The sequence below is a fragment of the Brachybacterium sp. sponge genome, assembly GCF_001613775.1.
Classification (GTDB): domain Bacteria; phylum Actinomycetota; class Actinomycetes; order Actinomycetales; family Dermabacteraceae; genus Brachybacterium; species Brachybacterium conglomeratum.
Genome location: NZ_LRMP01000001.1, coordinates 985,882 through 1,009,672, shown reverse-complemented (window position 1 = coordinate 1,009,672; position 23,791 = coordinate 985,882). Strand labels below are relative to the sequence as shown.

Annotated in this window: 16 protein-coding genes; 6 read left to right on the top strand and 10 right to left on the bottom strand. The window is 71.8% G+C overall.

What is annotated here, in order from left to right; genetic code table 11:
• Positions 1–22: 22 nt before the first annotated feature.
• Entirely contained in the window at positions 23–1,366 is a 1,344-nt protein-coding gene (locus A4A78_RS04470; protein ID WP_062947178.1) for an alpha-galactosidase, read from the top strand.
• Positions 1,367–1,400: 34 nt separating this feature from the next.
• Here A4A78_RS04470 and A4A78_RS04465 read toward each other — a convergent pair whose 3' ends face one another.
• The gene (locus A4A78_RS04465) at positions 1,401–3,722 is read right to left on the bottom strand and encodes a glycoside hydrolase (protein WP_062947177.1); all 2,322 of its coding nucleotides are present in this window, start codon (positions 3,720–3,722) and stop codon (positions 1,401–1,403) included.
• Positions 3,723–3,964: 242 nt separating this feature from the next.
• Between A4A78_RS04465 and A4A78_RS04460 the strand changes: the two genes are divergently transcribed.
• The gene (locus A4A78_RS04460; protein ID WP_062947176.1) at positions 3,965–5,929 is read left to right on the top strand and encodes a glycoside hydrolase family 43 protein; all 1,965 of its coding nucleotides are present in this window, start codon (positions 3,965–3,967) and stop codon (positions 5,927–5,929) included.
• Positions 5,930–6,062: 133 nt separating this feature from the next.
• Here the strand turns inward: A4A78_RS04460 and A4A78_RS04455 are convergent, their stop codons facing one another.
• From A4A78_RS04455 to A4A78_RS04435, 5 genes are read right to left on the bottom strand one after another with little or no spacing between them, the layout of a single operon-like run.
• Positions 6,063–7,346, bottom strand: a complete 1,284-nt coding sequence (locus A4A78_RS04455; RefSeq protein WP_062947175.1) for an ROK family transcriptional regulator — start codon at positions 7,344–7,346, stop codon at positions 6,063–6,065.
• Between the two features lie 60 nt (positions 7,347–7,406).
• Positions 7,407–10,019 (bottom strand): beta-galactosidase, encoded by a 2,613-nt coding sequence (locus tag A4A78_RS04450; RefSeq protein ID WP_062947174.1) that lies wholly within the window; start codon positions 10,017–10,019, stop codon positions 7,407–7,409.
• Positions 10,019–10,930 carry a carbohydrate ABC transporter permease gene (locus tag A4A78_RS04445; protein WP_082835245.1) on the bottom strand — a complete coding sequence of 304 codons (912 nt, stop codon included), beginning with the start codon at positions 10,928–10,930 and terminating at the stop codon, positions 10,019–10,021. Before A4A78_RS04445 ends, A4A78_RS04450 begins: the two co-directional genes overlap by 1 nt.
• Before the next feature lie 5 nt (positions 10,931–10,935).
• Entirely contained in the window at positions 10,936–11,904 is a 969-nt protein-coding gene (locus tag A4A78_RS04440; RefSeq protein ID WP_082835178.1) for a carbohydrate ABC transporter permease, read from the bottom strand.
• Positions 11,905–11,909: 5 nt separating this feature from the next.
• Positions 11,910–13,277 (bottom strand): sugar ABC transporter substrate-binding protein, encoded by a 1,368-nt coding sequence (locus A4A78_RS04435; protein WP_156488551.1) that lies wholly within the window; start codon positions 13,275–13,277, stop codon positions 11,910–11,912.
• A gap of 239 nt (positions 13,278–13,516) precedes the next feature.
• On the opposite strand from A4A78_RS04435, the gene A4A78_RS04430 reads away from it, so the two are divergent.
• A complete protein-coding gene (locus tag A4A78_RS04430; protein WP_231880831.1) occupies positions 13,517–14,827 on the top strand; it encodes an ABC transporter substrate-binding protein in 1,311 nt (436 codons plus the stop codon).
• A 156-nt stretch (positions 14,828–14,983) separates the two neighbouring features.
• Here A4A78_RS04430 and A4A78_RS04425 read toward each other — a convergent pair whose 3' ends face one another.
• From A4A78_RS04425 to A4A78_RS04410, 4 genes are all read right to left on the bottom strand, one after another.
• Positions 14,984–15,838 (bottom strand): DUF1206 domain-containing protein, encoded by an 855-nt coding sequence (locus tag A4A78_RS04425; protein WP_062947172.1) that lies wholly within the window; start codon positions 15,836–15,838, stop codon positions 14,984–14,986.
• An 85-nt stretch (positions 15,839–15,923) separates the two neighbouring features.
• Positions 15,924–16,964 (bottom strand): alpha/beta hydrolase fold domain-containing protein, encoded by a 1,041-nt coding sequence (locus tag A4A78_RS04420; protein ID WP_062947171.1) that lies wholly within the window; start codon positions 16,962–16,964, stop codon positions 15,924–15,926.
• Positions 16,961–18,334: a BNR-4 repeat-containing protein gene (locus A4A78_RS04415; RefSeq protein ID WP_062947170.1), complete on the bottom strand. Its 1,374-nt coding sequence runs from the start codon at positions 18,332–18,334 to the stop codon at positions 16,961–16,963. Before A4A78_RS04415 ends, A4A78_RS04420 begins: the two co-directional genes overlap by 4 nt.
• Positions 18,335–18,355: 21 nt before the next feature.
• The gene (locus A4A78_RS04410) at positions 18,356–18,715 is read right to left on the bottom strand and encodes an L-rhamnose mutarotase (RefSeq protein WP_062947169.1); all 360 of its coding nucleotides are present in this window, start codon (positions 18,713–18,715) and stop codon (positions 18,356–18,358) included.
• A 198-nt stretch (positions 18,716–18,913) separates the two neighbouring features.
• Between A4A78_RS04410 and rhaI the strand changes: the two genes are divergently transcribed.
• The 3 genes from rhaI to A4A78_RS04395 are packed head-to-tail and all read left to right on the top strand — an operon-like array spanning position 18,914 to position 23,760.
• A complete protein-coding gene (gene rhaI, locus A4A78_RS04405) occupies positions 18,914–20,092 on the top strand; it encodes an L-rhamnose isomerase (protein ID WP_062947168.1) in 1,179 nt (392 codons plus the stop codon).
• Complete coding sequence (locus tag A4A78_RS04400) at positions 20,093–22,135, top strand: bifunctional rhamnulose-1-phosphate aldolase/short-chain dehydrogenase (protein WP_062947167.1); 2,043 nt, start codon at positions 20,093–20,095, stop codon at positions 22,133–22,135. It abuts the gene before it with no gap.
• A 29-nt stretch (positions 22,136–22,164) separates the two neighbouring features.
• A complete protein-coding gene (locus A4A78_RS04395) occupies positions 22,165–23,760 on the top strand; it encodes a rhamnulokinase family protein (protein ID WP_082835177.1) in 1,596 nt (531 codons plus the stop codon).
• The last annotated feature ends 31 nt before the right edge of the window (positions 23,761–23,791 follow it).

Below are 23,791 nucleotides of genomic sequence, written 5' to 3'. Positions count from 1 at the left end.
GATGATCCGAGGAACCCTCGCCATGCCTTCCGAGCACACCGCCCTCCCCCGCCCCGAGGACACGCGCCCGCCGATGGGCTGGAACTCCTGGGACAGCTTCGGCACCACCGTCACCGAGCAGGAGGTGCTGGCCAACGCGCAGTTCCTCGCCGAGCACCTGCTGCCCCTCGGCTGGGACACGGTGGTGATCGACATCGACTGGTCCGACCCCTCGGCCCGCGCCCACGGCTACAACGACGCCGCACCTCTGGTGATGGACGAGCACGGACGGCTGCTGCCCGATCCCGGCCGGTTCCCGAGCGCCGCCGACGGGGCAGGATTCGCGCCTCTCGCGGAGAAGATCCATGCTCTGGGCCTGCGCCTGGGCATCCATGTGATGCGGGGGATCCCCCGCAGGGCCCTCGCGGCGAACACCCCAGTGCTGGGCACGGATCTGCGCGCCGCCGACATCGCCGATCCCGCGAACAGCTGCGAGTGGAACCCGCACATGGTGGGCATCGACCACTCGGTGCCGGGGGCCGGCGCCTACTACGACTCGGTGCTCGCGCTGTACGCCTCCTGGGGCGTGGACTTCCTCAAGGTCGACGACATGCTCTGGCCGTACCAGGCCGCGGAGATCGAGGCGTTCTCCGGGTCGATCGCCCGCTGCGGTCGGCCGATGCTGCTGAGCCTCTCCCCCGGCCGGGACCTGTCCCTGACCCGTCTCCCTCACCTGCGCGAGCACGCCACGATGTGGCGGATCAGCGACGACCTGTGGGATCGGTGGGAGGACGTCGAGGCGAACTTCGCGCGCTTCGCCCGCTGGGCCCCGCACGCAGGCCCCGCGGGATGGCCCGACGGCGACATGCTCCCGCTGGGCCGGATCGGGGTCCGCGCCGAACGTGGCGAGCCCCGCGACTCGCTGCTCACGACCGACGAGCAGATCACACTCTTGACGCTGTGGGGGATCGCCAGGTCACCGCTCATGGTGGGCGGTGACCTGCCCACATCCGATCCGACGACCATCGCGCTGCTGAGCAATGTCGATGTGCTCGCCGTGCACGCCGACTCGAACGGGAACCGGGAGGTGTTCCGCGAGGACCCGCTCGTGCTGTGGACGGCCGATGGGCCAGACGGCGACCAGTACGTCGCGGCGTTCAACCTGGGCGAGGAGGAGTTGGCCGTCGCCCTGGACAGTCAGGACGTCGGCCTGCCTGCCGCGCTCGACGGCGAGCTCGTCGAGCTGTGGAGTGGGGAGAGCGTGGGCACCCGGTCCGTCTCCGCACAGTCCGATGCCGCCCGCGGCGTCGCCCCTGGCTCGACCGCGATCGACCTGCGCATCCCCCGGCACGGCGCGGTGCTGCTGCGGTACCGCCCCGCCCGCTGAGCTCTCGGTCGCCGCATCCTGTCGTGTTCACGGCTCAGCCCCTGGGCGCGGTGAAGGTCGTGACCGAGCGCGGCGCGAGAGCGACCTCCCCGCGGGCCGGCCCGTCGGCCCCGCGGACGAGCGGCACCCTCCGCCCCTGGGCGAGGCGTGCTCCCTCGGCGGTGACGTGCGGCGTGAGCAGCAGGCTGCTCGAGGAATGCGCCACCGCGAGCTCGACGACCTGCTCCTGGTCGGACTCGTTGATCGCCACGACCACCAGGCTGTCCGTCTCCTCGTCGAGGAAGGCGGAGGCATGGACCTCGACCCGGGTCGCCGGGGTCCAGGCGAGGGCCTCTGCCTGGCTCATCCCCGCGGGGACCAGGAGGTCGAGGATGTTCGGGTCCTCGACGCCGTCGGACCCGCCGCCGAAGTTCCACTCGGACGTCTCGGCGCGCACTTCCCGCACACGCAGGGAGTCAGTCTCCATCGACCCTTCGGAGCCGGTGACGACCACCTGGATCGCCCATCCGGGCCGCATCTCCCCGAGGAAGGCCTTCGGCACTCGCAGGGTGAGCACGTCGCCGTCGATGCTCTGGCGGTCCTCGAGGGGCACGAACAGCGCCTCGCGCATCGCGGCGGGGACCTTCTCGGCGACGTCCCGCTCGGCGACGTCGGTCCGCCCGGTCGCGAAGACCGCCCGATCCCAGGCGAAGCCGTCGGCGACCAGGGCCCGGCGGCCGGGGAGCAGCTCGGTGAACCCGCCCTCGCCACCGGTGTCGAGGTAGAGGTCGATGTTCTGGAGGTCGTAGCCGACGGGCGGGCCGCCCCAGGGGTCCTCGAGGTCCGCTCCGAGGCGGATCGCGAACAGGACGTCGTCGCCGCCGTCGGTCGCCTCGACGGAGAGGAGGTCGAAGCAGCCCGGGGTGAAGACCGCGCTGCCGGGGTAGGTGTAGGTCCCGGGCCCAAAGTCGTCACCGGCGGGGTCCTCGATCAGGAACAGCCGATCGCCCGGGGAGGTGCCGGTCGCGATCTCCGGCTCGATGAAGGGGATCCGGGCCATGACGCCCTCGGTCTGCTCGCTCGCCTCGACCTCGAGACCGATCCGGCGGGCACCTGGGCGCAGGAAGCGGCTGTAGTTGCCGAGCGCCCACAGGCGCTGCGTCTGCTGGACCGTCTCCTCGTCGCCGGGGGCGACGTAGTCGGTGTAGAGCAGGCCGTCGTGGTAGTCGTAGCGGCTCACCGCGATCCAGTACTGCCAGGCCGAGACGTTCGCGATCGTCAGGTCGGAGTGCACGGTGCGGGCGAGCACGAGGGCGGAGTCCATCCCGGAGTCGCGACCGCCGACCATCTCGCACCACTCGGTCATGGTGAAGGGGACCTCGGGATGCTCGGCCATGCGGGCGGCGGCCTGCTCGCGCTGGGCATCGGTGGACCAGTAGGAGTGGGTCGCGAACTCGCCGAGCCCCTCGCGGGGGCCCTCGTCCTCGAGCAGCCAGGCGGCGTAGTCCTGCTCGGAGTAGAGGGAGCGGTACTCGCCGGCCTCGGGGGCGGAGACCCGGGTCCCGAGGTCGCTGCCCTCGAACGCCTCGATCGTGAGGGCGGTGAGGTCGCGGACCTGCTCGGGCTCGTAATGGCAGCCCTCCTGGCGCGGCCCGTCCCACGTCCACTGCGGCTCGTTGATCGGACTGATGAAGCGGAAGTCGATCCCCTCGTGGTCCCGGAAGCGACGGACCACGTCGAGCAGGTACCGCACGAACTCCTCATGGTTCTCGGGAGGGAGGTTGGAGGTGCCGGGGTCGCCGTAAGTGCGGCCGTTGGCGGTCAGCCGGCGGGGCGGGGAGTTGACGAAGGCGACGAAGTCCTCGACCCCGTGCTCCTGTGCTGCGCGGAGGAACCAGCGGGCCGCGGCGTCGCGGTCCCAGTCGTAGCTGCCTGGCCCGATCTCGAAGGTCTCGGCGGTGCGCCACGGGTCGGTGATCGTCTCGTCGATGCCGCCGCCGATGTTGTAGCGGTACTGGGACAGACCGATGCCGCGCGTCGGGGAGAACAGCAGACGGGCGACCTCCTGCCGCCGCTCCTCCTGCCAGGTGCCGAGGTTCTGCGCCCACCACGCGCCGGAGGCCCCGAAGCCGTCGATCCGCTGGTGGACCGTGCCGGGGTCGATCTCGATCCGGTAGGCGGCGGCCGCGTCGGTCCCGCCGCCGGGGACGGCACGGGCGGAGCCGGTCGGGAGGGCGGCCCCGGAGACCGGGGCGCCGGCTCCCGCCGCGAGGCCGACGGCGAGGCCGGTGCCGAGCAGAGCCCGGCGGCGGGGTCGGACGGCGGGGTGCTGCGGGGGCGCGTCGGCGATGTCGGACGGTCGGGGCGATGGGATCATCGGGGGCTCGTCTCCTCGTGCGGATCGTCGTCGACCCGCTTTTGTTGACCCTTAGCGTAAGTGGCGACAATCGGAGCGTCCAGGGCTCCGGGAAAGTCCTCCGACCCCCTTCCGCTTCCCGTGGCGCTCCGCTACGGTCACGGCACCGCACTTTTTTCGAAGGGTGCGATAAGGGTGGAGACAACCACCTCCGGCCCCGCCGTGCGGGGAGCCGGCCCCGCTCGACTCGACGAGGAGTCCCCGTGACCGCCACACCCCCGCCCCACCCCCGACGTCGCAGCGTGCTCAGCGCCGCCCTCGCGGCCCCGCCCCTGGCCCTGCTCGCCGTCGGCGCCTCCCCCGCCCTCGCCGACGGCGACGACAGCGGCAGCACCGAGGAGGCGCTGTCCGCCTTCACCCCCGGCGAGCCCTGGCTCGACACCGAGGGCAAGGTCATCCAGGCCCACGGCGGGCAGGTCGTCCTCGCACCCGACGACCAGGGGCCGCTCTACTACTGGTACGGCGAGGACCGCAGCAACGGCTACGGCTCCTCCCCCGGCGTGCACGTCTACTCCTCCCGCGACCTCTACTCCTGGACGGACGAGGGCCTCGCCCTGCGCGCGCTCACCACCGCGGAGGAGATCGACACCGACCCCTACTTCCTCGCCCTCTACGGCGGGTACTCCGAGGAGCAGAAGGCCGCGGTCGTCCGTGATCTGCAGACCACCGCCACCCCCGGGACCACCGCTCCCGCCGCGATCCTCGAGCGCCCCAAGGTCCTCCGCAACGCCGCCAAGGGCACCTGGGTGATGTGGGTGCATGCCGACGGCCCCTCGGCGACCTCGGACGCCCAGTACGCGAAGGCCAACGCCGGGGTGGCCGTCTCGGACTCCCCCACCGGGCCCTTCCGCTGGATCGACAGCTACCGCCTGCACCACGCCCCCGAAGGCGAGCCGAACTGGCAGCCGGACAACCCCGGCATGGCCCGCGACATGACGGTCTTCCTCGACGACGACGGGACGGCCTACATCATCTACTCGAGCGAGGAGAACTACTCCCTGTTCATCTCGCGACTCGACGAGGACTTCACCCAGCTCGCCACCCCGCCGGAGCGCGCGGTCAAGGGCGTGGACTTCATCCGCCCCTACATCGGGGCGCACCGTGAGGCGCCGGCGCTCTTCAAGCGCGAGGGGACGTATTACCTGATCACCTCGGGCGCGACCGGCTGGGACCCGAACCCCGCCCAGTACGCCACGGCCACGGAGATCCTCGGCGAGTGGACCGACCACGGCAACCCCGTCAGCGGCGAGGGCGCGTCGGACACCCACCGTTCGCAGTCCACCAACGTGATCCCGGTCGATCCCGAGCGCGGCACCTTCGTCTACATGGGCGACCGCTGGACCCCCTCGGACCTCGCGAACGCACCCTACGTGTGGCTGCCGCTGCGGTTCGGCGAGGGGACGACCATGGCGCTCGAGTGGGAGGACTCCTGGCGCTGGGAGGACCAGCCGCCGCAGCCCGTCTACACGGTCGAGGTCGCGCTGCCGGAGGCGGTGGGGCTCAAGGAGACGGCCGCCCTGCCTCGCACGGCGACCCTCCACCTCGCCGACGGCACCTCCTCGACCCGCGAGGTCACCTGGGAGGCGCGACTGGACCGGCCGGGACTGGTGCCGATCCTCGGCACCCTGGCCGGCGGCGAGGGCCTGACCGTGCGCCGCCAGGTGCTCGTGGTCCCTCGGCACATGGTCCAGCTCGTCAGCGCGGGCGGCGCCGAGACCGACGACTATCTCGCGATGCGGGAGCACGCACGGGGCCTGCGGCTGCAGGGGTCCGTGGCGGACCAGCCCTACGGCCCGGATCCCACGACCGGCGTGCGCTGGGGCTACGAGGGGAGGTCGAAGCCTGCCGGGAGCGAGACCGGGTCGATGGACCGCTCGCTGCGCTACGCGACCGACCACGACGACCTCACCTACCGCTTCTCCGACCTGCTGGCCGGCACGTACACCGTGCACGTCGGCTACTACGACCCATGGCCGTGGGCGAATCGTGCCGCGCAGGTCAGTGTGAACGGGAGCGTTGTCGAGCAGCAGCGACTGTTCACCGGGGAGATCGAGGCGGCCGCCTATGGAGGCATCCGCGTCGGCCGGGAGGGGGAGATCGCGCTGACCCTGCACCCGACCCGCTCGCCGGACATCCAGGTCAGCTGGGTCGCGCTCGTGCGGGAGTGAGCGCAGCGCGACAGCGGCGCTCGCCGTCCTCGCGGCCGACGGGCGGCTCGTCCCGGACCGGTGCCCCGGCCCCGGCCCACGATCCGGGGCCGGGGCAGGGGCAGTTGTCGTCGTCGGTGCCGGGTCGAGCGCGTCAGCGCGCCTTGTGCGGGACCGCCCAGCCGGTCCGGGGCCGGTCGCGTCCGGTGCTCGGCGCCGGGACGGCGGGGCTCGAGGGGCTCGGCAGCCCTACGCGCTCGAGGAACGCCTCGAGCGCGAGGACGGCCATCCCGAGGCTCACTCCCTCGCCGTCGGCCTCGGTGAACTCGATGCCGACGGTCCCGGACGGGCCGGGCAGGCTCTCCTGCGCGATGCGGTCGCGCACGCGCTGCTGGAGCTCCGAGCCCGCATAGCGGGTGATCCAGCCCAGCACCGAGACGTGCTCGGGGTTGAGCAGGTTGACGAGGTTGCCGATCCCGGCGGCGAGATAATCGCCGGTGCGCATCAGAGCCTCTCGCGCGGCGTCGTCCCCCGCTGCCTCCGCCCGCATCAGCCGCTCGATGAAGTCGCGGTGGTGGGGCACGGCGAGGAGGTCGTGGTCGGGGGCGATCTCCGCGAGGGTCGCGCGGATTCCCTCGACCCCCACATACGCCTCGATGCATCCCGTACGCCCGCAGCGGCACTCCCGACCGTCCCAGATCAGGGTGGTGTGACCCCACTCCCCGGCCGAGTTCCCGCGACCGCGCAGCAGCTGCCCGTCGACGATGATGCCGGCGCCGACGCCGGTGCCGAGGTTCACCGCGACGAACTGGCGGAAGCGACGCCCGGCACCGAACCACAGCTCCCCCGTGGCGAGCGCCATCAGAGGGTTGTCGATCCTGACGGGCACGGGAACCACCGCCTCGAGCGCCTCCATGAGCGGCACCTCGTGCCAGCCCCAGTTCGGGGCGAAGACGTCCACGCCGCGCACCGGATCGACCTGGCCCGGCAGCGAGATGCCGGCGCCGAGCAGCGAGTCCTCGAGCTCGGTATGCCTGCCGCGCAGGCGCTCGAGACAGTCTCCGATGTGCGCCGCGACGGACTCGATGGAGTGTGCGACCTGCGGGATCTCGACCCGCTCCTGGTCCAGACGGTCCAAGGAAGTGTCGAAAAGGTCGACCCTGACGTAGGTCTCGGCGACGTCGACGGCCAGCAGGGTGCCCCGACGCGGGTTCGCCTGGAAGGTCGCCGTGGGGCGTCCGCCCTGCGAGGAGATCTGTCCTGCCTCACGCAGCACGCCCTCGTCGACGAGCTCACCGACGAGAGTGGTGACGGTGGCGGGGCTGAGCCCGGTCTCGGCGCTGATCTGTGCACGGGTCACCGTGCCGTGCACGTAGACGCTCCGCAGCACCATGAAGCGGCTCTCGCTGCGGATGTCCTTCGACGACTTCGCGGCCACCTGACCTCCCGTCCCGAGGACGTCCCACCTCCTCGGCGGGACGCCCTCGTCAGCTCGTGCTCAGCGGTCGGTCCGGGCCCGCTTCGCGCCCCTGAACATACCGCCTCCGGGAGCGATCGCCTCGACGAGCAGCAGGAGGGTCGACGCCGCCTCCGTCGGCCACGATGCCGGCACCCAGGAACGACGGGCGTCACCGCCTGCGACCGAGGGCTGTCCGAGGACATGGCGGGAGATCCGACGATCCCCGCTGAGCACCGTGACCTCGACGTCCTCGCCGGCGATCTCGAGCAGCTCACCGCCGCCATCACCCTCGAGCGAGTCCAGCTGGATCAGCACCGGCGCTCCGGCGCCGATCCGAAGCGGTCCGGCAGGCAGCGGGGACAGGTCTTCCCCGGCTCCGTCGGCGAGCTCGGCGGCCCGCACGGCGAGCTGCGCCTCGGTGGTGGTGCGCAGGCTGCGCAGGGCGGGCGCCTCAGTGATGAGCAGCTCTGCACGTGCGACCAGGCCGCCCGGGACGTGCGGGGCGCGGACCCGCATCTCGAGCGGCCCCTCCCCTTCGGGCAGGAGCAGCACAGGCGCATCGGGGACGACCAGCTGCTCGGGACCGTCCTGCACACGGACGTGCACCGGCACGGCCAGGCCCGGCAGGCGGAGCACGGCACGCAGCCCGCGGCCGGGCAGGGTCAGCGTGCGGGCGTAGACGGTCCAGGAGCCGGGGTTCGCGCTCGACCATCCCCCCAGGCCCCGCAGGGGCGGGCAGGCGAGGACCCCGTCGGCGCGCCGGTCGGGCAGCTCGCGCACCTCCCACAGGTCGGTGACGTCGGAGACGTCGCGCACCTCGAGCACGGTCCCCGGCCCCCGGCCCGCGCCGAGGCGGAGCGCGGGCCTGCGGGCGTCGTCGAAGTTGGCGCGGCCCCAGATCTCGGCGTCGACGCGCAGGAGGTGGGGCGCGCCGGAGGCGAGCGGCAGGCCGATGGGCGCGCCGTGGGCGACGTGCACGCCGTGGTCGACGCCGTCGAGCGTGAGACGCACGAGGTCCGCCGCGCCCAGCAGCAGCACCTCCTGCGCCTGGGCGGAGAGCTCCAGCTCGGCGCGGACCCGCCCGTCGGCGAGGCCGAGCGCCTCGGCGCCTCGGAGGCCCGGGGTCGGGTCGTGATCGGTGCCGGCCTCGTCGAGCGCCCCCTGGAGCGGGCGCATCAGGCCCGCGGCAGCGCGAGAAGCGGGGGCCGGGTCGGCGAGACTCCCGGCGCGTTCGCGCAGGGTGACGCGCACGGGATCGAGCGCATGCTGCGAGGCGCTCTCGCCCGGTGCTGCGAGGCGGACGACCTCGGATCCCCCGTCGGCCGCGGGCAGGACGAGCTCGATCAGCGCACCGGGGCCGCCCTCGAACGCGAGGTGGAGGACGCCGTCGGCGCTCTCGACGCCGACGAGCTCCGCGGTCGCGAGCTCCAGCATGCCCTGCGCGCCCCAAGGTGCCAGCGGTACTTCGAGCGCCCAGAAGGGGCAGGTCCCGGCCGGGACGACCGCGTCCACTCCCGCGCGGGCGAGACGGACCGGCGAATCGAGACCGGTGAGCTCCGCCGGGCCGAGCAGTGTCCCTCCCCCGTCCAGGGCCAGCGCCCCTCCGGTGCGGATGCCGTCGATCCGGTCCGTCGGCAGCGGCTGCGGAGTCGCCGTCGCGAGCCGCTCTCCCCAGGAGGCGAGGGTCGCGCCGAGAGCGATCGCCTCGTCGTACTCCGGCGTGCGGCGCCCGTCCGGGCTGATGTATCCGCCGAAGTCGTAGTCATGGGTCATGAGGTTCCCGGGGTCGCCCCAGTTCCCGGCCGAGGGCAGGACGAGATGGTCGAAGCCCGAGGTCTGCAGGTACGGGGCGACCAGGCGCGCTCCGGCGAGGATCTCTCGGCGCAGGGTGCGGTGCAGACGGTTGGTCTCGGTGACCATGAGCGGCAGGTCGCGATCAGCGAGCACGCCCGCGTAGCGGCGCGTCTCCTCGTCGAAGGAGCCGGAGGCGTCGTCGGGGTAGAGGTTCACCGTGGGCACCACGCCCTCGGCGTCGCCGGAAGCGCCGGAGAGATCGCCCTGTCCGGCGCAGGCGATGATCGGCACCTCGATGCCGTGTGCGCGGGTCCGCCCCGCGAGATGCGACATGTACTCCTCGGGATCGGGGCAGTCGAAGAAGTCCAGCTCGTTCTCGATCTGCACGAGGGCGACCGGCCCGCCGCGGGTCACCTGCGCCTCGGCGAGGACCGGCATGACTGCACCGAACCAGCGGTCCACGGCGGCGAGATAATCCGGATCCGAGGTGCGCAGCGCGGCAGGGGCGCCGGGGGCGTCGCCGTGCAGCCACCACGGCAGGCCGCCGCCGTCGGTCTCCGAGCAGATGTAGGGCCCCGGTCGGGCCATGACCAGCAGGTCCCGCTCCGCGGCGAGGTCGAGAAACCGGCGCAGGTCCCGCTCCGGGGAGGTCAGGTCGACCCGCCCCGGGGTCGGCTCGTGGAAGCCCCAGTGGACGTAGACGTCGATCATCCGGTAGCCGGAGTCCCGCACCAGGTCGAGGCGGTGCGCCCACTGTGTCGACGGGATGCGGAAGGGGAACACCGAGGAGCACAGCAGCACGGACGGGACCCCGTCCAGCAGCAGCCTGCCATCGGCGAGCTCGATCGAGGAGGTCATCACTTCACCCCCGCGCTGCCGGCCGACAGGTTCATCTCGTACATGTACTTCTGGCCGAAGTAATAGATGATGATCATCGGCAGGGACAGGAAGATCGAGCCGACCATGATGAGGTTCCACGGGGGTGTCTGCAGCTCCTGGCTGGTGGAGGTCAGGTACTGCACGCCGAGCGCGAGCGGCATCTTGTCCTCGGAATTGATGTAGATGAGCGGGCCCATGAAGTCGCCCCACATCGCGGTGAGCGTGAAGATCGCGATGGCGATGAGGATCGGGGTCATCATCGGCAGGATCAGCCGCGCGTAGATCCCGAAGAATCCCAGCCCGTCGATCGAGGCGGCCTCATCCATCTCGTAGGGGATGCGGGTGACGAACTGCCGCACCAGGAAGATGTTGAAGGCGTTGGAGAAGAACTGCGGCACGATCAGCGGCAGGAAGCTGTCGATCCAGCCCAGCTGCGAGAAGATCCAGAACTGCGGGATCATCGTGATCTGGGCCGGGATCATCATCGTCGCGATGACGACGAAGAACAGCGGCCGCTTGCCGGGGGCGCGCAGGCGGGCGAAGGCGTAGCCGACCAGGGAGCTCGAGAGCACCTGGCCGATCGCCGAGGTGACCGCGATGATCACCGAGTTCATGAGGAACGATCCGACCGGCAGGCTGGTCTGGAAGATCTTCACGAAGTTCGAGAACTCGAAATCCCGTGGGAGGATCGACAGCTGCCCGGTGGAGACGGTGGTGTCCGAGGACAGCGCGATGGAGACCACGAACACCAGCGGGACCGTGAAGATCGCCGAGAGGATCACGAGCAGGCCGTAGGTGAGCGGTCCGCTGCGGAAGGCGCTGAGGACACGAGGCCGGGACGGCCTCGCACGGTCGGCCGACTGCGCCGGCGAGGCCTGGACGGGAGTCATCGTGCTCACTGGCGCACCTCCGATTCGTAGAACACCCAGCGCCCGGAGGTCGCGAAGGCAAGGGCGGTGAACGCCATGATCACCACGAAGAGGATCCACGCGATCGCTGACCCATACCCCATGTGGTAGAAGCGGAATGCCTCGTCGAACAGCATCGGCACGGCCATCTGGCTCGCGTTGTCCGGCCCGCCGCCGGTGAGGATGAAGACCTGCGCGAACACCTGGAACGAGCCGATGATGCCCATGATCAGGTTGAAGAAGATGACCGGGGTGAGCTGCGGGAAGGTCACCGACCAGAACTGTCGGAAACCGGAGGCGCCGTCGATCTCCGCGGCCTCGTACAGCTCCTTGGGGATGCCGTTCATCCCGGCCAGCAGCAGGATCGTGCCGCCGCCCGCCTGCCACAGGGACATGAGGATCAGTGCGGGCTTGACCCAGTCCGCGTCTCTCAGCCAGTTGGGGCCGTCGATGCCGATCAGCGCGAGGGCCTGGTTCAGCGGTCCTGCCTCCGGGGCGAAGACCATCTGGAAGATGAGCGCGACGGCCACGATCGGGATCAGGTGAGGGAGGTAGACGAGGGTGCGGAACAGCTTGCGGAACCGCACCTTCTTGTTCAGCAGGTTCGCGATGAACAGCGAGACCACCATGCCCAGCGGCACCGAGATCAGCGAGTAGTAGGCCGTGTTGCCCATGACCCGCAGGAAGATCGGGTCGTCGGTGAGCAGCGTGATGTAGTTGTCCAGCCCCACCCAGACCGGGGCCGTGAACGAGTCCCACTCGGTGAACGAGAGGTAGATCGAGAACAGCATCGGCCCGAGCAGGAAGACGACGAACCCGATCACCCAGGGGGAGATGAACAGGTAGAAGGTCAGCGCCTCCTTGCGGCGGTGCGGGGTCAGCTTCTGCCGTGGCGGCGCGGCCCGGCGGGGTGCCGCCCGGCCGACGGCGGACGCCCTGAGCGCGGTGGAGGTCATCGGGCTCACTCCGAGGGCTTGATGACGCGCTCGAGGCGCCCCTGGAGGTCGTCGGCGGTGGCCTGTGCATCGGACTCGCCGAGCCAGAACGAGGCCATCGCGTCGTCGATCGCCTTCTGCATCTCGTTCCACTCGGGGATGAACTTCGGGGTGAAGATCATCTCCGCGGAATCTGGGAAGGCCTGCAGGTTCACGTCGGCCTCGAGCCAGTCGGGGGCGAGGAAGGCGTCACTCTCCTGCAGCTCGAGGTTCGCCGGGACGTCCTGTCCGGCGTCCGCGATGGGGGTCTGCCCCTCGAGCGAGGTGAGGAACTGGATGATCTCGAACGAGCCCTTGGGGTTCTTCGCCGCCGTGGGGATCACGAGCGCGGAGCCGAAGGCGCTCACGGCGCTCTCGGCGCCGTGGAAGAAGGGGGCGATGTCCCAGTTCAGGCCTTCGATCCCCGCGTTGCCGCCGACGGCCCAGAAGCCTGTGGAGTTCATCGCGACGAGCCCCTGCTGGAAGGCGCCGTCGGCCCCCATCTCAGGCCCCATGTTGGAGTAGTCCACCTCGGTGGGGGCGACCTTGTGGGTGAAGTAGAGGTCGTGGGCGAACTGGAGCGCCTCGACGGCCTCCGGGGAGTTGACCCCGGGCGCCCCGGTCTCGGGGTCCAGCACGTTGCCGCCGTTCTGCGCGACCAGGGAGAACCACTGCGGCCACCAGCCGACACCGCCGTAGCCGAACTGGCCCTTGGACGGGTCGGTGAGCGCCTTCGCTGCCTCGAGGAAGGCGTCCCAGTCCCACTCCGCGGTGGGGTACTCGACGCCCGCCTCGTCGAAGAGGTCCTTGTTGTAGTAGAGGACCATCGCGCCGGAGCGGTCCGGGACGCCGTAGGTGGCCCCGTCCCAGGTGTAGTTCGCGCCGACGGGACCGAAGGTCGCCTCGAGGTCGAGTCCGCTCTCGGAGAGCAGGTCGTCGATCGGGACGAGCTGCTTCTTCGAGGCGTAGACGTTGACGTTCTCGGCGACCTGCATGATGTCGGGCCCGGTCTTCGACGAGATCATCGTCTGGACCTTCTGCTCGTAATTCTCCGAGGGGATGAGCTGCAGGGTGATGTCGTAGTCGGGGAACTTCTCCTTGGCCAGGTCGATACGGGCCTGGTAGGCGTTCTTGTCCTCCTCCCCGCCCCAGACCGTCATGACGAAGGAGGTGTGGCTCTCGTCGGACTCGGGGACGCCCCCGCCCCCGGCGGAGCCGCCTCCGCAGGCGGCGAGTCCCGCGGCGGCACCGGCGGCTCCCATACCGGCGAGGACGGTGCGCCGGCTGAGGGCGTGTCGGCGGGGGGACGGGACTGCGGGGGTGCGGCTCATCGTCGTGCCTTTCGTGGAGGTCACGCGCGGCGGCTCCTCGGCGCCTCACGGCGCCGCCGAGCCGGTGCGCTCCGGTGCGCAACGGTCGTGACGATCCTTACATTAACCCTTGCAATAAGACCTGTCGAGAGTCTCCGGCCTCGAAATCGTCGCGCAGCGGCCACACCCCTGGCCTCGCCCACTCCTATGGGTTAGCGTTTTCCCACCCGGTTGGCACGCTTCACCCTCACGACCCTGCAATGACGCTCATCCTCGGAGGCTCCATGTTCACCCGACGCCAGACCCTCGCTCTCCTCGCCGCCGCCGGCGCGATCCCCGCCCTCGCCTCCTGCGGCCCGAACGCCACCTCCGGCGGAGGCGGCGGGGGCGAGGACTCCGGCACGGTGCGCATCTACTGGTGGGGCGGCGACCTGCGCCAGACCATGACCGAGGAGGCGCTGGAGCTGTTCGGCGCGCAGAACGCGGAGATCACGGTCGAGCCCGAGTACAGCGAGTGGACCGGCTACTGGGACAAGCTCGCCACCCAGACCGCAGGCGGCGACATGCCGGACCTGCTGCAGATGGACGAGGCGTACATAGACTCGTACGGGACCCGGGGGTCCCTGCTGGACCTCGAGAGCCTCGGCGAGGCGCTGGACCTCTCGGCCATGGACGCGAAGGTGCTGGACACCGGCCGTCTCGCCGACGGCACCCTGGTCGGCGCGCCGCTCGGCATCGGGATCTTCTCGGTCGGTGTGAACCTCGACCTGCTCGAGGCCTCCGGCCAGGAGCTGCCCGACGACACCACCTGGACCTGGGACAAGCTGCGCGAGACCGCCGCGGCGATCAGCGAGTGGGGCGCCGACCAGGGCGTGACCGGACTGGACTTCTTCGGCCAGGGCGCGGCCGAGCTCGGCGCCTGGGCCCGCCAGTCCGGGCAGCAGCTCTTCCCCCGCGAGGACGAGACCGCGGTGGACGCGGAGACCATCACCTCCTTCCTCGAGTACGCGAAGTCGCTGATCGACGAGGGCGCCACGCCCGGTGTCGACGCGCAGATCGAGGACGTGGGCGCCGGGGTCGAGCAGGGCCGCTTCGGCACCGGGAAGTCCGTCTTCCACCTCCAGTTCCACACCCAGGTGCAGACCTTCGCGAGCGCCTCCGGGGCGGCGATGACGCTGCTGCGGCTGCCGGCCCGGACCAGCGGCGACCACCAGATGGTGAACAAGGCCTCGATGTACTGGTCGATCGCGGCGACCTCCGCCGCCCCCGAGAGCGCCGGGATCCTGATGGACTTCCTGCTCACCGATCCGGAGGCGGCGAAGGCGCTGCGGCTCGAGCGGGGCGTGACGGCCTTCCCCGAGGTGCAGAGCGCGATCGAGGACGAGCTCGACGAGATCGAGCGGATCTGCCTGGACTTCGCCCGCGACCTGCAGGCGGAGGTCTCCCCCGCGCCGCGGGTCACCCCTGCGGACGCCGTCGGCTTCGGCGAGGAGTTCACCCGGATCAGCCAGGAGTTCTACTTCGGGTCGAAGGACGCGCAGGCGACGGCGCAGGAGCTCCTCACGGTGCTGGAAGGGATGCAGCCGGCGGAGTGAGCATCGGCCGACGGGCGGGTCGACGGGCGAGCGCTCCCCGGGGCCGCCCGTCGGCCGCGCCGCCCCGTCGGTCGGCCCGCGCGCAACCCCCGAGAGCCGGCCCTCCCTCCGGGCCTGAGGCCCTCGGGGCTCGCCCCTGCGGAGAGCCGCCCTGGCTCAGAGCGGCGCGTAGCGCGAGCGCAGCACCGCGTAGACGCCGTAGAGCATCACCCCGATGCCGACGACGACCAGCAGCACCGCCCCCGCGGGCAGGCTCGCCATGGTCTGGAACGCGCCGTCCAGGCCGGTCGCCTTCTCGGGGTCCGAGCCGATCGCGGCCCAGCCGAACAGGATGCCGACGACGATCAGCGCGACGCCCTTGGCGATGTAGCCGATCACGCCGGTGACGATCACGACCATGCTGATCCGCTGGTCGCCGGGCGGGCGGAGATCGTCCTCGAAGCCCCGGCCCGCTCCCTTGACCACGTGGTATCCGCCGATCGCGAGGACGACGAGACCGATCAGGATCACCGCCCCGCGACCTGCCGCGCTGCCGAGCAGTCCCGCGGTGAGCTCGGAGGTCTGCTGGCCGGAGTCGCTGCCGCCGCCGGCGGCGAAGCGCAGCGCGGTCACCCCGAGCGCGCCGTACACCCCGGCCTTGCCGAGCGTCTTCACGACATGGGTGAGGCGCCGGCGATCGTCGTCGGCCCATCTCGCGCCGAAGTACGCCTCGGCGAGATGCCAGACGGTCAGGGCGAGCATCGCCAGGCCACCGATCCACAGCAGCGCGTTCCCGCCGGGAGCGGCGGCGACGGTGTTCAGCGCGCCGGACTGGTCGGCGTCCTGCCCTGAGCCGCCGAGGGCGACGCGCAGCGCGAACCAGCCGATGAGCACGTGCACCAGGCCGCTCATCACGAAGCCGCCGCGGGCGATGCCCTCGAAGACGGGATGCTCGGTCACGGTCTCGGCGGTGCGCTCGGCCGCCTCAGCGCCGTCGCGGGCGGCGCGCCCGGCGTCCTCCAGGGGGTTCATGGCGAAACTGTACGTCCGCTCGGCCCGGTCCGCTCGCCGTCCGCCCGGGTGGTCAGCCCGCGCCTCGACAGGGCAGACCGTGCTCTCAGAGCTCCCGCAGGATCTGCGCCATGGCCTCGCAGGACTCGGCCGCCTGCGGCAGGCCGAGCTTGTTGAGGTGACCGTGGGTGACGCCGCGGCGCACCACGTGCTCGACCTCGACGCCGGCCTCGGTCAGCTGCTCGGCATAGCGGCGGGCCCCGCAGCGCAGGTCGTCGTGCTCGTCGACCTCGAGATAGGTGCGGGGCAGCACGGCGATCTGGGCGGGGGTGCCGAGGCCGGGGAACTCGTGGGCTGTGGCCTCCTCGAGGGGTCGGCCGAGGTACGTCTCGGCCATCAGCCGCATCGACTCCGGCGGGAAGCGGAACATGCCCGGGACGTCGGCGAGCGCCGCGGCCTCCTCGGCGGTGGGCTCGGGGTTCAGCGGATGCGTGACCGCGTACATCAGCAGGCTCGCGGCGGGCGACTCGCCCTCCTCGGCCAAACGCAGGGAGACGGCGGCGGCGAGGTTGCCGCCGGCGCTCGCCCCGCCGAGCGCGACGCGGCCGGGGTCGATCCCGAGCAGGCGCGCCATCGAGCGGGTCCAGCGCACCGCGGCGATCACGTCGTCCCCGGGGATCGGGGCGTGGACGGGGAAGGTCTCGCCGGGCAGTCGCCTCGCAGGGGCGCCGCCGGTCTCGGCGGGCTCGTCGCACAGCCGGTAGTCGACGGAGACGACCACGGCGTCCGCCCGGGCGGCGATGCGGCGGGCGGTCTCGTGCGCCTCGGGCATGTCGAGGTCGCCGTGCTGGAAGGAGCCGCCGTGGCACCACACGAGCGCAGCCCTGGGCCGACGGCTGCGCGCGGCGGGGCTGTAGACGCGCAGGGGGACGATGCCGTGGGGGCCGCGCGCCTCACGGTTCTCGATGCGCAGGTCGAGGCGCTCTGCCGGACCGTAGGGCGCCTCCCAGGCCTCGCGCGCCGCGGCGGGGACCTCGTCCCAGCTGCTCGCGCCGCGCAGCGCCTCCAGGCGGCGCAGCATCTCGCCGCGCGGGTCGGTCGGCGCGAACGGCTCCGCGGCGGGCGCGGTCGGCGGGGGCGTGGTCATCGGGTCTCTCCTGCGTCGGGCGTGGTGGTGTCGGCGGGACGCGGCGCGGAGCGCAGCACGACCTCGCAGTCGAAGCGCTGCGAGGAGGCCATCTCGCCGCGGAACCACAACAGGTGCTCGGTCGCGGGGTCGCCGGGGGCGAGGATCGGTCGGAGGTTGTCGACCTCGGAGTCCTCGGTGATCGCCGTCCATGCCCAGCTCGCACCGCCGTCCTCGGTGCGGCCGCGGAACAGCTCGCGGTGCGGCAGTGCGCGGCAGTCGCGCGGGTCGACGGGGGTGGAGAGCACGAGGTGGTCGGGGTCGTAGGGGTCCAGGGCGGCGAGGCCCGTGTAGTCCTGCTCGTGGGGCAGCAGGCCGGGGCCTGCCGCGGCGAGGGGGTGGACGTCCCAGGTGCCGTCCTTGCCGAGGCGGGCGTAGACCAGGCGCAGGTCGGGGACGGGGACGTCGTTGCCGTCGGCGTCCCGCACCGCGTCCGCGCCGTCGATCGAGGCGCTCTCGGGCCAGCCGGGATGGTCCGCGCGGGCCGTCATCACGGCGGAGACCACCCCGTCCACGACCCGGAGGTCGGTGGTCCAGGCGTGGCTCAGGCGCGCCCCGCCCACCTCGCTGCCGACGGGCAGGATCGTGGTGAGCCGGTCCTGGTTCGGGGCGGGCTCGGTGAAGAGCTCGCCGCCCACCACGGCGCCGGTCGAGTCGTGGCGCCGGCCGCCGGAGAGCACGCCGTGGTGGATCGCGTTGTCGTAGTCGCGGGGGTGATGGTCGGTGGCGATGACGTGCAGTCCGTCGGGGCCCTCGGCGTAGCGGGCGTAGGCGTTGACGTAGCCGACCTTCTCGCGCTCGAAGAGCTTGCCGGCGAAGGTCCAGGTGTCACCGTGGTCGTCGGAGACCAGCGCGCAGGGGTCGTCGTTGATCGCGCGGACGAAGCAGTGGAGCCGTCCGTCGAGCTCGTGGAGGTTGGAGTAGGTGACGTGGCGGCCCTCGGTGAGCGAGGACCAGTCGAAGATCCTCTCCTCGCCCCAGCGGGTCGGGTCGTGCGGCTCGCTGATCCGCCAATAGGTGTTGTCGTCGGTCTTGTGGCGGGCGTAGACGGCGAGCCAGCGCCCGTCGGGGCGCAGCCAGAGGGCCGGCACGTCGTGGTCGTCGGATTCGAAGCCCTCGTGCAGGGTCACGACCTGCACGTCCCCGGTCTCGAGGTCGACGACGGAGAGGTCGAGGTCGCCGCCGCGGCGGTCCCCGTCCTTCCCGGCGATCGAGGCGATGGAGCCGACGACGAGCTGCCTGCGCTCGGGGTCGACGAGCGCGCGCTCGTCCTGGAACCAGCACCAGGCCCCGTTGTCGTTGAGGACCTGCGGGGCGGGTTCGGGGGTCATCGGTGACTCCTTCGGGGAGCGTCAGGCGAGGTGGAAGTACTGCGGCAGGACCTGCTTGTCGCCGCCGCCGGGGGCGAAGTACTCGCTCATCGCCGCCTCCCAGCGGGGGCTGACGGCGGCGCGCGCGATCGCGTCCTGCGCGGCGTCGACGTCATCGGACTCGAAGTACCCGACGACCATTCCGTCCTCGGGCCTCAGGAACAGAGAGTAGTTGCGCCATCCCGCCTCGGAAAGGGCTTCCCGCATCTCGGTCCAGACGCTCTGGTGGGCGGCGACGTAGTCGGCGAGCTTCTCGGGGCGCACGTGGAGCAGGAAGCAGCAGCGGTGCGGACTGCGGGCCGGGGTGGTGGCCAGCAGGCAGGTGAGATCGGGCGGGGTCATCACGGCTCCTCGTCGAGCGGAGCTCCCGCGGCGCATCGGCGCGGAAGCGGCGGGCCCTCTGTTGTCGAACCGCCGCCCGCAATGCTAGGTTTCATCTTGAGTCGTTTCAACCCTTGTTGTCGGGCCGGATCACGATCCGCCTCTCACCACCGACCTCCCGTCGCCGACGACGGAGCGGTCCGTCCCGAAGGAGCCACCATGACCACCCCCGCCACACTTCCCCCCGAGGTCGCCCGTGACCTCGAGGAGTTCTCCATCGAGGTCCCGAGCTGGGCCTACGGCAACTCCGGCACCCGCTTCAAGGTCTTCGGCACCCCGGGCACCCCGCGCGACCCGTTCGAGAAGATCGCCGACGCCGCGCAGACCCACGCCTTCACCGGCCTCGCCCCGCGCGTGTCCCTGCACCACCCCTGGGACCGGGTCGAGGACGTCGCCGCGCTGCGCGCCCACGCCGCTGACCTCGGCGTCAGCCTCGGCATGATCAACTCCAACACCTTCCAGGACGACGAGTACAAGTTCGGCTCGCTCACCCACTCGGACGCGTCCGTGCGCCGTCGCGCGATCGACCACCACCTCGAGTGCCTGGACGTGATGCGGGAGGCCGGCTCGCACGAGCTGAAGATCTGGCTCGCCGACGGCACGAACTACGCCGGTCAGGACTCGATCCGTCGGCGGCAGGACCATCTGGCGGAGTCGCTGCAGGAGATCTACGCGGGCCTGCGCGAGGGCGAGCGCCTGGTGCTGGAGTACAAGTTCTTCGAGCCGGCGTTCTACCACACCGACGTCCCGGACTGGGGCACGAGCCTGATGCACTGCCTCGCCCTCGGCGAGCAGGCACAGGTGGTGCTGGACACCGGCCACCACGCCCCCGGCACGAACATCGAGTTCATCGTCGCCCAGCTGCTGCGGCAGGACCGGCTCGGCGCCTTCGACTTCAACTCCCGCAACTACGCCGACGACGACCTGATCGTCGGCGCCGCGGACCCGTTCCAGCTGTTCCGGATCCTGTTCGAGATCGTGCAGCAGGACGCGCACCGCCCCGCCTCCGGCGTGAACTTCATGCTCGACGAGTGCCACAACCTCGAGTCGAAGATCCAGGGCCAGATCCGCTCGGTGCTGAACGTGCAGGAGACCCTCGCCAAGGCGCTGCTGGTGGACCGCGAGGCCCTGGCCGATGCGCAGGAGCGCCACGACGTGCTCGAGGCGCACGGGATCCTCATGGACGCCTTCTGGACGGACGTGCGCCCGGCGCTGGCGGCCTTCCGCGAAGAGCGCGGCCTGCCGGCGGATCCGTTCGCGGCGTTCCGCGCGAGCGGCTACGAGGAGAAGGTCGCCGGCGAGCGCGTCGGCGGGAACCAGATGGGATGGGGAGCCTGAATGAGCACCGCACGCGAGACGATCGACGCCCTCCTCGCCCGCTCGAACGAGCTGGGCGCCGACCCGACGACCACCAACTTTGCCGGCGGCAACACCTCCGCCAAGGGCTCTGACACGGACCCCGTCACCGGGCAGGAAGTCGAGCTGCTGTGGGTGAAGGGCTCCGGCGGCGACCTCGGCACCCTGGAGGAGAAGGGCCTGGCGGTGCTGCGCCTGGACCGGGTCCGCGCCCTGCAGGACGTGTACCCGGGCGTGGAGCGGGAGGACGAGATGGTCGCGGCCTTCGACCACTGCCTGTTCGGCAAGGGCGGGGCCGCCCCCTCGATCGACACCGCCATGCACGCGCTGGTCGACGCCCCGCACGTGGACCACCTCCACCCCGATGCCGGGATCGCGCTCGCGACCGCGGCCGACGGGGAGCGCCTGACCCGGGAGATCTTCGGGGACGCCGTGGTGTGGGTGCCGTGGCGGCGACCCGGCTTCCAGCTGGGGCTGGACATCGCCCAGATCAAGGCGCGCAGCCCCGAGGCGATCGGCTGCATCCTCGGCGGGCACGGCATCACCGCCTGGGGCGCGACCTCGGCGGAGGCGAAGGAGAACTCGCTGCGGATCATCCGCGAGGCGCAGGCGCACCTGGAAGCGCACGGCGCCGCCGAGCCCTTCGGCCCGGCCGACCCCGCCCGCGCCGCACTGCCGGAGGCGGAGCGGCGCGGGAAGGCGTCGGCCCTGTTCCCCGTGATCCGCGGCCTCGCCTCGACCGACGCGCCGATGATCGGGCACTGGACCGACAGCGAGGACGTGCACGAGTTCCTGGCCGGTGAGAAGCTCGCTGCGCTCGCCGAGCTCGGCACCTCCTGCCCCGACCACTTCCTGCGCACCAAGGTGAAGCCCCTGGTCCTGGACCTGCCCGCGAGCGCCCCGGTGGAGGAGCAGATCGCGCGCCTGCGCGAGCTGCACGAGTCCTATCGCGAGGACTACGCCGCCTACTACGAGCGGCACGCGAGCGAGGGCTCCCCCGCCATGCGCGGCGCCGATCCGGCGATCGTGCTGGTCCCGGGGGTCGGCATGTTCTCCTTCGGCGCCGACGCGCAGACCGCACGGGTCGCCGGCGAGTTCTACGTCAACGCGATCCACGTGATGCGCGGCGCGGAGGCGGTCTCGACCTACTCCCCCATCGACGAGTCGGAGAAGTTCCGCATCGAGTACTGGGAGCTCGAGGAGGCGAAGCTGCGCCGTCGACCGACGCCCAAGCCGCTCGCCACCCGCGTCGCGCTCGTGACCGGCGGCGGCTCCGGGATCGGCAAGGCGACCGCGACGCGGCTCGTCGCCGAGGGCGCATGCGTCGTCATCGCGGACCTGAACCTGGAGAACGCCCAGGCCACCGCCGAGGAGCTCGGCGGCCCGGACCGCGCGGTCGCCCTGCGCGCCGACGTCTCCGACGAGCAGGCGGTGATCGACATGGTCGCCGAGGCCGTGCTCGCCTTCGGCGGGCTCGACCTCATCGTCAACAACGCCGGGCTCTCGCTGTCCAAGCCGCTGCTGGAGACGACCGCGAAGGACTGGGACCTGCAGCACGACGTCATGGCGCGTGGCAGCTTCCTCGTCTCCCGCGAGACGGCGCGGGTGATGATCGCGCAGGCCATGGGCGGGGACATCCTCTACATCTCCTCGAAGAACTCCGTCTTCGCCGGGCCCAACAACATCGCCTACTCGGCGACGAAGGCGGATCAGGCCCATCAGGTGCGGCTGCTCGCCGCGGAGCTCGGCGAGCACCAGATCCGCGTCAACGGCATCAACCCTGACGGGGTGGTGCGCGGCTCCGGCATCTTCGCCGGCGGCTGGGGCGCGAGCCGGGCGAAGGTCTACGGGGTCGAGGAGGAGAAGCTCGGCGAGTTCTACGCCCAGCGCACCCTGCTGAAGCGCGAGGTGCTGCCGGAGAACGTCGCCAGCGCCGTGTTCGCGCTGACCGCCGGGGACCTCTCACACACCACCGGTCTCCACATCCCCGTCGACGCGGGCGTCGCCGCGGCGTTCCTGCGATGAGCGCCGGGGCCGACCGGCCGAGCTCGCACATGCGCGCCGTATCCGTTGCGGCCGGGCCGTCGGTCGACGGGTCGGGCGCGGCAGGCGGATCGGGGGAGGCAGGCGGATCGGGCGCGGCCGGCGAGCCGTTCGCCGTCGCCGCGATCGACCTCGGCGCGACCTCGGGCCGAGTGATGCTCGGGATCGTCACCGAGGGGCGGATCGAGCTGGTGCCGACCCATCGCTTCGAGAACCGCCTGGTGGAGCACGAGGGCCACCTGAGCTGGGATCTCGATGCGCTGTGGGCGGAGATCCGGCAGGGCCTGGCCGACGCCCACGACCTCGCCGTGGTGCGCGGCCTGACGGGGCTCGCCTCGATCGGCGTGGACTCCTGGGCCGTGGACTACGGCTTCGTCGGCCCCGAGGGGGCGGACGGCGGCGAGCGGATCGGCGAGGTGATCGCCTATCGCGACTCCCGCACCGACGGGGTCGCGGACCGGGTCGCCGAGCGCGTCTCCCGGGAGCGGCAGTTCGCGCTGACGGGCATCGCGCAGCAGCCCTTCAACACGCTGTACCAGCTCGCCGCCGACGACCGCGCGGCGGATCTGCCGCCCGGCAGCACCCTGCTGATGGTCCCCGATCTGATCGGGCACCTGCTCACCGGGGTGCGGCGCAGCGAGAGCACCAATGCGTCGAGCACCGGGATGCTGGGCCTGGACGGGGGCTGGAACTCCGAGCTGCTCGACGCCGCGCAGATCGACCGGGAGCTGCTCGCACCGCTGATCTCCCCCGGCGAGCGCCTGGGCACGGTGCGTCCCGAGCTGGGCCGCGAGCTCGGGACCGGGGAGGTGCCGGTGGTCGCGATCGGCTCCCATGACACGGCCTCCGCGGTGCTGGCCGTCCCAGCGGCGCCGGGGACGAGCCCGGTCGCCTTCATCTCCTCGGGCACCTGGTCGCTGATCGGCCTGGAGCTGCCCGCGGCGGTCGCGACCGAGGAGGCGCGCCGAGCGGGCTTCACCAACGAGGCCGGCGTGGACGGCACAGTGCGATTCCTCAAGAACGTCTCGGGGATGTGGCTGGTCAGCGAGTCCATCCGGCAGTGGGAGGAGGACGGGGCGCAGGTGGACCTCGAGGACCTGCTGGCCGCCGCCGCGCAGTCTCCGGCGGACCGCTTCCGCATCGACCCCACCGACGAGCAGTTCCTCGCCCCGGGGCGGATGGCGGACCGCGTGAGCACCGCCGCCCGACGGATCGACGGGGACGACCCGTTCCCCCGCACCCAGGCCGCGGTGGTCCGCTGCATCCTCGAATCCCTCGCGGAGACCTACCGCGAGGAGCTGCACGCCGCCTGTCGCCTTGCGCAGGTCCCCCTGCCCGAGCGGCTGCACGTGGTGGGCGGAGGGTCCCGCAACGCCCTGCTCAACCAGCTCACGGCCGATGCGCTCGGGGTCGAGGTGGTGGCCGGCCCCATGGAGGCCACGGCGCTGGGGAACGTCGCCCTGCAGTCGCGGACGCTCGGCGCCCTCTCGCAGGAGCCGGACGCGATCCGCCAGCTGGTGCGGGCGAGCATCGAGCTCGAGCGGTTCCGGCCCTCCGTCCCGTCCCCGGCCCCCGATCCCGTCACGGGAGGTCACCACACCTTCTGACCCCAGAGCGCCCCGGCGCCCGAACCCGCGG

Coding starts and splice junctions, on each gene's coding strand:
- A4A78_RS04470 (WP_062947178.1), top strand. CDS start 23: ATGCCTTCCGAGCACACCGCCCTCCCCCGCCCCGAGGACACGCGCCCG.
- A4A78_RS04465 (WP_062947177.1), bottom strand. CDS start 3,722: ATGATCCCATCGCCCCGACCGTCCGACATCGCCGACGCGCCCCCGCAG.
- A4A78_RS04450 (WP_062947174.1), bottom strand. CDS start 10,019: ATGACCTCCTCGATCGAGCTCGCCGATGGCAGGCTGCTGCTGGACGGG.
- A4A78_RS04445 (WP_082835245.1), bottom strand. CDS start 10,930: ATGACTCCCGTCCAGGCCTCGCCGGCGCAGTCGGCCGACCGTGCGAGG.
- A4A78_RS04440 (WP_082835178.1), bottom strand. CDS start 11,904: ATGACCTCCACCGCGCTCAGGGCGTCCGCCGTCGGCCGGGCGGCACCC.
- A4A78_RS04430 (WP_231880831.1), top strand. CDS start 13,517: ATGTTCACCCGACGCCAGACCCTCGCTCTCCTCGCCGCCGCCGGCGCG.
- A4A78_RS04425 (WP_062947172.1), bottom strand. CDS start 15,838: ATGAACCCCCTGGAGGACGCCGGGCGCGCCGCCCGCGACGGCGCTGAG.
- A4A78_RS04420 (WP_062947171.1), bottom strand. CDS start 16,964: ATGACCACGCCCCCGCCGACCGCGCCCGCCGCGGAGCCGTTCGCGCCG.
- A4A78_RS04415 (WP_062947170.1), bottom strand. CDS start 18,334: ATGACCCCCGAACCCGCCCCGCAGGTCCTCAACGACAACGGGGCCTGG.
- A4A78_RS04410 (WP_062947169.1), bottom strand. CDS start 18,715: ATGACCCCGCCCGATCTCACCTGCCTGCTGGCCACCACCCCGGCCCGC.
- rhaI (WP_062947168.1), top strand. CDS start 18,914: ATGACCACCCCCGCCACACTTCCCCCCGAGGTCGCCCGTGACCTCGAG.
- A4A78_RS04400 (WP_062947167.1), top strand. CDS start 20,093: ATGAGCACCGCACGCGAGACGATCGACGCCCTCCTCGCCCGCTCGAAC.
- A4A78_RS04395 (WP_082835177.1), top strand. CDS start 22,165: ATGCGCGCCGTATCCGTTGCGGCCGGGCCGTCGGTCGACGGGTCGGGC.